Raw genomic sequence first — 9689 nt, forward strand, 5'->3', positions numbered from 1 at the left:
CGATGCAACGCTGGCCGCACCCACCTGCCGTGCGGTGTGCTCTGTATCACAACAGTTCAGGACGAGGAGCACGCAATGACCGACACACTGACCCCACCCGACGCCGCGATCACCGGACCGCAGCAGAGGGTCGACGCGTGGCTGGCCGACTTCGAGGCCGCCCTCGCCGCGCGCGACGTCGAGGCCGCCGCGGGCATGTTCGCCACCGACAGCTTCTGGCGCGACCTGGTCGCCTTCACCTGGAACCTCAAGACCGTCGAGGGCCGGGAAGGTGTCGGCGACATGCTCCGTGCGCGGCTGCACGACGCCGACCCCAGCGGGTTCCGCACCACCGAGCCCCCCACCGAGGACGGCGGCGTCGTCAGCGCCTGGATCGCGTTCGAGACCGCTGTGGGCCGCGGCGTCGGGCACCTGCGGCTGAAGGACGAGGGTGCCTGGACCCTGCTCACCACGATGCAGGAGCTGAAGGGGCACGAGGAGAGCAAGGGTGTCCGCCGGCCCAAGGGCGTGCAGCACGGCGCCGACCGCAACCGCGTCACCTGGTCCGAGAAGCGCGAGGCCGAGGAGCGCGAACTCGGCTACACCACCCAGCCGTACGTCGTGATCGTCGGCGGCGGCCAGGGCGGCATCGCCCTGGGCGCCCGCCTGCGCCAGCTCGGCGTGCCCGCGCTCGTGCTCGACAAGCACGACCGGCCCGGCGACCAGTGGCGCGGCCGCTACAAGTCGCTGTGCCTGCACGATCCCGTCTGGTACGACCACCTGCCGTACATGCCGTTCCCCGAGAACTGGCCGGTGTTCGCGCCCAAGGACAAGATCGGTGACTGGCTCGAGATGTACACCAAGGTCATGGAGGTGCCCTACTGGTCCAAGACCACGTGCGCCTCGGCGTCCTACGACGAGGCGACCGGCGAGTGGACCGTGAACGTGGTCCGCGACGGCGAACCCGTCGTGCTGAGGCCGAAGCAGCTGGTGCTCGCCACCGGCATGTCCGGCAAGCCCAACATCCCGACCTTCCCCGGCATGGACCGGTTCCGCGGGGACCAGCACCACTCCAGCCAGCATCCCGGGCCGGACGCGTATGCGGGCAAGAAGGCCGTGGTGATCGGCGCGAACAACTCGGCGCACGACATCTGCGCCGCGCTGTGGGAGGTCGGCGCCGACGTGACGATGGTGCAGCGCTCGTCCACGCACATCGTCAAATCCGACTCATTGATGGACCTCGGCCTCGGCGACCTGTACTCCGAGCGGGCCCTGGCCGCGGGGATGACGACGGCCAAGGCCGACCTGACGTTCGCGTCGCTGCCGTACCGGATCATGCACGAGTTCCAGATTCCCGTCTACAACGCGATCCGGGAGCGCGACGCCGACTTCTACGCCCGGCTCGAGAAGGCCGGGTTCATGCTCGACTTCGGGGACGACGGCTCCGGGTTGTTCATGAAGTACCTGCGCCGCGGGTCCGGCTACTACATCGACGTCGGTGCCGCCGAACTCGTCGCCGACGGCGAGATCAAGCTGGCCCACGGCGGCGTCCGCGAACTCACCGAGAACAGCGTGATCCTCGAGGACGGTACCGAGCTCGAGGCCGACCTGGTGGTCTACGCGACCGGCTACGGCTCGATGAACGGGTGGGCGGCGGACCTGATCGGCCAGGACGTCGCCGACAAGGTCGGCAAGTGCTGGGGCCTGGGGTCGGACACCACCAAGGACCCCGGCCCGTGGGAGGGCGAGCAGCGCAACATGTGGAAGCCCACCCGGCAGGAGGGCCTGTGGTTCCACGGCGGCAACCTGCACCAGTCGCGGCACTACTCGCTGTACCTGGCGTTGCAGCTCAAGGCCCGGCACGAGGGGATCCCGACGCCGGTGTACGGGCTTCAGGAGGTCCACCACCTGAGCTGATCCCGGAAAGCGACGAGCCGCCGGCGCGCACGACGCGCCGGCGGCTCGGCGTGCCGAGACTGTGGGCGGGTGGCGTGCCGGACCTGGTGCCGGGTCGGGCTGCCGGGTCAGGCGTAGTGCCGCAGGACGAACTCGGTCAGACCCTTGCGGATCGTCTTCACCGCGTGCTTCTGGCCCTGCTTGAGCATGAAGCCCGGCACCGGGATCTTCGGGTCGGTGGACATCGTCACCCGCACGCGCGTCCCGCGCTCGGTGCGGGTCAGGCGGTACTCGCCGTCCTGGGAGTGCTGCATCTCGCTCTCGATCAGCGTCCACGAGGTGGACTCCTCGGTCCACTCGTGCTCGATCACCTGCGTGTCCGAGATGCCGAACAGTGCGAGCGTCATGCGCACGACGCGGGGCCGGCCGTCGTCGTGCCGCGATTCGACCTGCACGTCCTTGTGGGAGGACGACCACTCCGGGATGCGCTCGATGTCGGTCAACGCGCGCATCACCTGCTCGGGCGTCGCCTCGATCTCGAACTCGTCTGACACCGATGCGGCCATATGTGTTCCCACTCCCTGGTCGATTCCCATCTCGGTGGTCCGGGTACCCGCCTCGCGGACCCCCGACACGTGTTCCGACGAACGAGGCCCCCGGATCGCTCCCGATAGTGACATAGATCACAAAGCCGCCGTACTCTGGTCCAATGAGGCACGTGACGACCGGACCCCGGGACCTGCAGGTCGCCGTGGGCGACACCATCGAACTGCACCTGCCGGAGAACACCTCCCGCGACTACACCTGGTGCCCCACCCACATCGGCAAGGGTCTCCTGCTCAGCGACGTGCGATTCGTACCGTCCCGGAATCCGCTCCCCGGCGCCGGCAGCGAACGCATCCTCTACCTGCGCGCCAAGCGGCCCGGCACCTGGCCGGTGTCGCTCCAGTTGCAGCGGGCCGAGCACAGGTCGGCGGACGAGCGGAGCATGACCGTCACCGTGACCTGACGGACCACTGCTCGTCGCCCCCGGCCGGTTGCGGTTCGCCCAGGCTCCGGCAGTGCGCCAGGTAGCGCCGTGCCCAGTAGTGCACCGGCCGATGGTCGCCGGCCGCGGTGAGTCGAGCCAGCGCCCGGGTGCGGTCCACCAGCTGCTCGTGCAGGACCCGTTCCAGCACCGCCACCCGGCGCCCGTCGCCGGACGTCGCAATCTGCTCCACGCAGCGACTCAGGCGCGCGGCCCGCGCCGACGGGCGCTCGGCCGGCGCGCCGCCATCCTGGAGGGCCTGCTCCAGAGCGTCCCGGTAGCCGAGCGCGTGCTCCAGATCGTCCGCGATCTCCCGCAGGCGCACCGGGTCGGCCGTGCGCTCCCGGCGCGCCGCCAAGATCTGGATCTGCGTCTGCGTCAACTGCAGCACCGCCCGGAGGTGGACGGTCAACGTGCTCTCGTGCATGGTTCTTCCTCGCTCGACCGGGCTGTCACGGTCGAGTACACCCGCATCCTCTTAGCGGTGGCTTAGCGCCGATCGGCCTCGATCGGGCGGGTCCACCAGTTCGCGGAGGCTACGCTGAAACCCGGTCGTTCCGGTCGCACAGGAGGCGAACGTCATGGCAGGACGCATCGTGCACTTCGAGCTCCCCTACGACGACGGTGACCGCGCCCGGTCCTTCTATCGCGACGCATTCGGATGGTCGCTCGCGGACGTCCCCGGCATGGACTACACCCTCGTCACCACCGGTCCCGTCGACGAGACCGGCACCTCCACCGAACCCGGGTACATCAACGGGGGCATGTTCCGACGCGACGAGTTGAAGAGTCCCGTCGTGACCGTCGACGTCGAGGACATCGACGCCGCGCTGCAGAGGATCGAATCCCTCGGCGGGAAGACGGTGACGGGGCGAATGCCCATCGGCGACATGGGATTCGCAGCGTACTTCGCCGACACCGAGGGCAACGTGATCGGGTTGTGGGAGTCGAGGCGCGGCGTGTAGCGGCCGCGTCGGGGGCTGTTCGACGTCGACTGTGAACGCACCCTGCGAGGAGGGCCGGGGCGGATCGACTCGGCCCGTGCACCCCGCGGGGTGCTGGGCGCACCTCAGCCGTTCACGGTGACTCGCGCCTGTCCAGGATCACGGACGCGGTCGTTGCGACCACCCGGTCGGGGTGGTCGGTCAGTGCGATGAGGACGTCCCGTGCCGCAGGTCCGGGGATCTCGGCGAGTGCCTGCGTCACGCGCAGGCGTGCAGGTGCGTCGAGCGAGCCGTCGAGCACCTCCTGCACGGCGCGGACAACGTCGACCGTGGACCCCGATGCGCCGGCCAGGATGCCCAGAACCTCGGCGGCTTCGACGTCGGCCCGGCCCTCGACGACCATCTCCAGCAGGATCGGCACGGCCTCCCCGGCACCCCGGGAGCCGAGGGCCACGGCGGCGCGGTCGCGGACGGTGACATCGCTGTCGTCGAGAGCCTTCGACAGCAGCGCGGTCGCGGCTGGGACGTGCACCTCCGCGACAGCAGCGATCGTCCTCCGCCGGACGTCGACGTCTGCCGAGTCCAACCCGGCAGCCAACTCCGCCAGCCCCGCAGCCCCTGCCCTCGCCAACGACCAGCGCAGCGCCCCGGCGACGTTCGGGTCGTCCTCTGCGAGTGCTGCCTCGGCCAGAGCCTCGACGGGCAGCGCCGCGTTCTCGTGCTGCGACAGGACGGCCTGCTGACGGCGGGACCCGGACTCCGATTCGAACGCGTGTAGCAGTGTGACGATGCGCAGGACGTCCTCCCACGCTTCCGGCGCGGCCGAGTCGACCCGCTCGAGTCGCGCAAGCAGTTCGGTCTCGGCAGCGATCCGCGCACGGGTGTGCCGGATCAGGTCGTGCACCAACTCGGCCGGCGCGAAGTCGAGTTCGTCCAGCGCGCGTTTGGTTTCGTGCAGCGACAAGCCCAGACTCCTGAGGCTCTCCACATGGAAGAGGCGACGGATGTCGTCGGTGGTGTACTCGCGGTAGCCGCCGGAGGTGCGACCCGTCGGCGTCACCAGACCCAGGGCGTCGTAGTGGCGCAGCATGCGGGTGCTGACACCGGAACGTCGCGAGACCTCACCGATCAACATCACGTCACTTCCCGGTCCGGTGCGGTGGCGGCGACACGTTTCGCCAGCTCCAGCGACAGTGTGAACCCGCTGTCGGGATCGAGGCGGAGCCGTTCGGTAGCTTCCGCATGCGCCCGGACGCCGGGGTCGGAGCTCACCATGGCCGCTTCCAGGACCGGCGTCGCCGCCTCGTCGAGCATCGCCAGTGCACGGCTGAGGCTGAGTTGCAGGTCGTGGTCGCCTCGGCCGAGTGCGGTCCCCAGAGCCGCGGCGAGCCGGCCCTCGCTGCCGGCCGGCACGAGCGTGACAGCCGCCCGCCAGGCACTGCGGGCAACGTCGTCGTCCCCGTCGTGCAGCATCGTCGACACCGCAGGCCAGGCCTTCCGATCGCCGATCTTGGACAGCGTGTGCAGGGCCTGACTGCGGGCCTGCGCGCTGCCGGAGCCGAGTTCCTCGAGCAGTCTCGGCACGGTGACGTCGGCCGGGAGCCGGCACAGCGCCCACGTCAGCATGTCGCGGACGAAGAAGTCCGGTTCGACGCCGCACCGGCCGACGAGGATGGTCGTGAGCCGCACGTCGGCGAGGGTGCCGGCCTCGAGCGCCGACCGCAGCCGAGTTGCCGGATCGGCACTGACGAGGGCGGCGACGAGGCGAGCATCCGGCTCGCCGTGGCTGGCTGTGTTCATGGGATACACCTCCTTCGTCGACCATTCGAGCGCTTGTCACAGTGTGAAGGTCAAGTGATGCTCGCCGTCGGCGCAGCGCCTGGCGTCACGATCCGCGCGCACCGACGAAAGCATCTCCCTCGGCCGCATCCGTCGTGCGGGGAATCGGCGCTGTTCGAGGGGCCGTCCGGCCCCGGATTCACCGCTCGTTCACGCGGCGTGCCAGGTGGGGGCGCCCGACTGCAGCGTGATACTTGCCCCGTCGATGGTGACGGTAGCGGTGATCGCGTCCGCAGCGGTCTGCACCGGCAGCAGGTCGGTGTGGGCTTTGCGGTGCCGGGGGCGCCGGTCGTCTCGTTGCGCCAGTGAACCGTGCACGGGCAGTAGTCGAAGTCCATGGTCCACCCGCGAAGCGGCGGGGTGCTCGGATCGGTGCGCAGGTACACCGCCGCATTGATCAGGGGGTGATGTTGCCGGCCGAGCCGGTGTTGCCGGTCACCAGACCCAAGTCACTTGACGTAAGGTCGCTTGTCGTCCAGCAACTCGGTATGGGTCGATGCGGTGCAGCCGGTAGCGGGTGATTGCGGACGCATCGAGACCGGTGCTGCGGACGGTCAGTGAGTCGACGGCAGCCACGTCCGGGCAGCGGTCACCAACGCGGCGACCCCGATCGGCAGCGTTGGTTCGATTACAGGGGCGTAGTGGGGTGAATGGTTGGACGGCACGGTGAGCAGCGCGGGATCGGTCATGTCACCGGTGGTGAAGAGCGACGGATCGGCGCCGCCGAGAAGCCAGTAGGACAGCGGCGCCCCGGCGGTGGTCGCGAGAATGCCGACGTCCTCGCTTCCGGCGCCGGCTCCCGGATCGAGAATGTTGTCCTGCCCCAGCCAGGTCGCGAAGGCCTCGAGGCTCGTGCGCAACGCGTCCGCGTCGTTGGTGACGACCGGAAAGCGCTCGATCTCGGTGATGGTCGGGTCCTCCGGCGCGCCGGCCGTGGCAGCTTCGCCGCGCACGATGCGTTCGACACTGTCGAGGATGCGGCGGCGCACGGCGGTGTCGTAACTGCGGATGTTCAACTGGATCTCGGCGTGCCCGGGAATCACGTTCGCGGCGTCACCGGCATGGATCGACCCGACGGTGAGCACCGCGGTCGCGGTACTCGGAATCTCCCGGGAGACGACGGTCTGCAGACGCAACACCGTGGCGGCGGCCAACACGATGGGATCGACCGACGCCTCCGGCATCGGTCCGTGCGCGCCCCTTCCGACGAGCCGCACCCGCAGAGAATCCGAGCCCGCGTACGACGGGCCGGGATGTCCGGCGATCTTGCCGGCCGGCAGGGGCGCCACGTGCTGACCGAGCACGACGTCCGGCTTCGGGAATCTGTCGAACAGTCCGTCGTCCACCATGGCCTGCGCACCCGCGCCCAGCTCCTCGGCGGGCTGGAACACCAGCAGTAGGGTGCCGGTCCAGCCGGACCGGTCGGTAGCGAGAATTCGGGCCGCGCCCAGCAGGCAGGTGGTGTGCAGGTCGTGGCCGCACGCATGAGCGACCGGCACCGTGCCGTCGTGCTCGTCGGTGGCCGTGGCGGTGCCGGCGTAGTCGAGCCCGGTGTCCTCCCGGACGGGAAGGGCGTCCATGTCCGCCCGCAGCAGCGCGGTCGGCCCCGGCCCGTTCTTCAGGACGCCGACCACGCCGGTCTTCCCTACGCCGGTGGTGACCTCGAATCCCGATGCCCTCAGCCGGTCGGCCACGATCGCGGCGGTGCGATCTTCTCGGAATCCGAGCTCGGGATGCCGGTGCAGGTCCTTGTACAGATCGACGAGTGCCGGATCGATCGTGATACCGCCGGGTGCGGTCATGGTTTTCTTCGATTACGTCTTCTGCTGGGCAGACGACTCGACCTTCGGGTTCCATGGGGCTGGCTGTGCACACGGAGCGCGGTTGTGCGTGAGGCCATCCTTCCACGCCCTTACTCGGCGCGGGGTGACTTCATGCGACCCGGCTCGAACGGGTTGCGCACGAAGACGTTCGGCCACCGCCTCGCCCGAAGCGCTATCGGCCACAGCCGGCTCGGGTCGAGGGCTGCCCTGGCGGAGCCTGTGGCGCTGGACCGGTGGTCGACGAGGTGTGCAAGCTCGGCGAAGCCGGTTTGGTGACACGGAGATTGGTGTAATGGTGTGCGGCGAGGGGGGTCCATCGATACTGTCGACGAGGTGGCGTTGCGGGACGCGGGTGCGGGTTGACAGGCCCTGAGCGTCACGGCGAGCAGCGGGAACCGCGCAGTCGCGATGGTGGTCGGGCCCGAACTGTGACGGAGGTGCGTATGACGGTCGCTGACACGGTGGCGCCGCTGGTTCGTGCGGTGCTGGGCGAGGAGGCTCCGGTCGGGATCAGGTGTTGGGACGGCAGTCGGAGTGGGCCTGCGGACGCGCCCTGGCGGGTGCACCTGGTCAATAGGCGTGGTCTACGGCGATTGCTGTGGTCGCCCAACGATCTCGGTTTCGCTCGGGCCTACGTCTCCGGCGACATCGACATCGAGGGAGACCTGCTCCCCGGTCTGGACGTGTTGGAGCAGGTGTCGGACCCGAGCCGCGGCCCGGGTGTCCGGATCGACGGGCACACGAAGAAGGCGGTGGTGAAAGCGGCGCTGCGCCTGGGGATCCTCGGCCCGCCCCCGCGGCCGCCGGTGGAGGAGATGAAACCGGTGCGCGGGCGCCGGCACGACAAGGGGCGTGACGCCGCCGCGATCAGCCACCACTACGACGTCGGCAACGACTTCTATCGACTCGTGCTCGGAGAGTCGATGACCTACTCGTGCGCATACTGGGCGGCGCAGAGCGAGGATCTGGACGCCGCCCAGTACGCCAAATGCGATCTGGTGGCCCGCAAGCTCGGCCTGACCGCGGGGATGCGGGTGCTCGACGTCGGCTGCGGGTGGGGGACCTTCGCGCTGCACGCGGCACGTCACTACGGCGCGCACGTCGTCGGTGTCACCCTGTCCCACGAACAGGCGGACTACGCCGGCAAGCGGATGGTCGACGCGGGCGTGGGCGAGTTGGTGCAGATCCGGGTCCAGGACTACCGCGACGTCACCGACGGCCCCTACGACGCGATCTCGAGCATCGGCATGGCCGAGCACGTCGGCGCTGCGATGCTGGCGACCTATGCCGCGGACCTGTTCGCGCTGCTACGCCCGCAGGGGCGATTGCTCAACCACGCGATCTCGCGGCGACCGGGCAAATCCCTCGCCGAGTTCTCGAAAACGTCGTTCATCGATCGCTATGTGTTCCCCGATGGCGAGATCTTGCCGCTCGCGACGATGATCGAGGCGCTCGAAGGGGCCGGTTTCGAGGTGCGCGATGTCGAGTCGCTGCGCGAGCACTACGCGACGACCCTGCGGGCCTGGGTGGCGAACCTGGAGTCGAACTGGGACGAGGCGGTGGCCCACAGCAGCGCCGGGCGGGCACGAGTATGGCGGCTGTACATGGCCGGCTCGGCGTTGGCATTTGCGGCGAACCGGCTCGGGATCAATCAGGTCCTGGCGGTCAAATGCACCGAACGGGGTCACAGCGGCATGCCCGGCACCCGCGCCGAACTCTTGCGGCCACCCGAACCGGACCCCTCTCCGCCGGGCCACAGTCACACGCAGTGATGTCGGTCCTCTGCCGGCACACGGACACGATGCGGAGTTCTACCGGCTTCTGACGAGGTAGCCGGAGTTTGCTCGGCTCGACCGAGCTGACCATTCCGCGACCTTGCCACGGGCCTCGACTGGGATGATCCGAACTGACACCATTCGTACCCGTCGCGGCGACCGCCGTCGCACCCGAGAGTCCGAGGAGCCCATGCCGAGTCGCACAGCCGGTGTCACCCTTGTGTCGGCCCTTGCGATGGCGATCCTGGCCAGCTGCGCCCAGGTGCAGGACGGGCAGCCGGTGGCCGAACCGTCCACCGAGACGTCCTCCCGTCAGGCACCCACCGGCGGGGCCGCCGTGTCCACGACGGTGGGCGAACAGCCGTGCGACCCGGACGTCGCCCTCGACGCACCCGAGGTGTTCGCG

Annotated in this window: 10 protein-coding genes and 1 pseudogene; 5 read left to right on the forward strand and 6 right to left on the reverse strand. The window is 69.4% G+C overall.

Going from position 1 to position 9689, the window contains the following annotated elements:
* The first annotated feature begins 75 nt into the window (after positions 1-75).
* Complete coding sequence (locus CQZ88_RS21545; RefSeq protein ID WP_102800291.1) at positions 76-1896, forward strand: NAD(P)/FAD-dependent oxidoreductase; 1821 nt, start codon at positions 76-78, stop codon at positions 1894-1896.
* A gap of 107 nt (positions 1897-2003) precedes the next feature.
* Here the strand turns inward: CQZ88_RS21545 and CQZ88_RS21550 are convergent, their stop codons facing one another.
* A complete protein-coding gene (locus CQZ88_RS21550) occupies positions 2004-2441 on the reverse strand; it encodes an SRPBCC family protein (protein WP_006930655.1) in 438 nt (145 codons plus the stop codon).
* Positions 2442-2584: 143 nt separating this feature from the next.
* On the opposite strand from CQZ88_RS21550, the gene CQZ88_RS21555 reads away from it, so the two are divergent.
* Positions 2585-2884: a protease inhibitor I42 family protein gene (locus CQZ88_RS21555; protein WP_029543529.1), complete on the forward strand. Its 300-nt coding sequence runs from the start codon at positions 2585-2587 to the stop codon at positions 2882-2884.
* Here CQZ88_RS21555 and CQZ88_RS21560 read toward each other — a convergent pair.
* Positions 2871-3329 carry a hypothetical protein gene (locus tag CQZ88_RS21560; protein ID WP_006930659.1) on the reverse strand — a complete coding sequence of 153 codons (459 nt, stop codon included), beginning with the start codon at positions 3327-3329 and terminating at the stop codon, positions 2871-2873. The genes CQZ88_RS21555 and CQZ88_RS21560 overlap by 14 nt on opposite strands.
* A gap of 154 nt (positions 3330-3483) precedes the next feature.
* Here CQZ88_RS21560 and CQZ88_RS21565 point away from each other — a divergent pair, with 154 nt between their 5' ends.
* Positions 3484-3867, forward strand: coding sequence for a VOC family protein (locus tag CQZ88_RS21565; RefSeq protein ID WP_065922597.1), 384 nt, complete (start codon positions 3484-3486; stop codon positions 3865-3867).
* Between the two features lie 112 nt (positions 3868-3979).
* On the opposite strand, the gene CQZ88_RS21570 is transcribed toward CQZ88_RS21565, so the two are convergent.
* The 4 genes from CQZ88_RS21570 to CQZ88_RS21585 form a co-directional block, all read right to left on the reverse strand.
* Positions 3980-4981, reverse strand: coding sequence for a MerR family transcriptional regulator (locus CQZ88_RS21570; protein ID WP_065923479.1), 1002 nt, complete (start codon positions 4979-4981; stop codon positions 3980-3982).
* Positions 4981-5646, reverse strand: a complete 666-nt coding sequence (locus tag CQZ88_RS21575) for a HEAT repeat domain-containing protein (protein WP_065922596.1) — start codon at positions 5644-5646, stop codon at positions 4981-4983. The genes CQZ88_RS21570 and CQZ88_RS21575 overlap by 1 nt, the downstream gene beginning before the upstream one ends.
* Positions 5647-5835: 189 nt before the next feature.
* The gene (locus CQZ88_RS31530) at positions 5836-6003 is read right to left on the reverse strand and encodes a hypothetical protein (protein ID WP_231772855.1); all 168 of its coding nucleotides are present in this window, start codon (positions 6001-6003) and stop codon (positions 5836-5838) included.
* A 236-nt stretch (positions 6004-6239) separates the two neighbouring features.
* The gene (locus CQZ88_RS21585) at positions 6240-7487 is read right to left on the reverse strand and encodes an amidohydrolase (protein WP_102800292.1); all 1248 of its coding nucleotides are present in this window, start codon (positions 7485-7487) and stop codon (positions 6240-6242) included.
* A gap of 464 nt (positions 7488-7951) precedes the next feature.
* Here CQZ88_RS21585 and CQZ88_RS21590 point away from each other — a divergent pair, with 464 nt between their 5' ends.
* Together CQZ88_RS21590 and CQZ88_RS31535 are read left to right on the forward strand one after the other, a co-directional pair.
* Positions 7952-9280, forward strand: coding sequence for a cyclopropane-fatty-acyl-phospholipid synthase family protein (locus CQZ88_RS21590; protein ID WP_065922594.1), 1329 nt, complete (start codon positions 7952-7954; stop codon positions 9278-9280).
* Positions 9281-9473: 193 nt separating this feature from the next.
* Positions 9474-9689: pseudogene (locus tag CQZ88_RS31535) on the forward strand (LppP/LprE family lipoprotein); the annotation flags it as partial.

It is taken from the genome of Rhodococcus sp. ENV425, from assembly GCF_002887785.1.
Classification (GTDB): domain Bacteria; phylum Actinomycetota; class Actinomycetes; order Mycobacteriales; family Mycobacteriaceae; genus Rhodococcus; species Rhodococcus aetherivorans.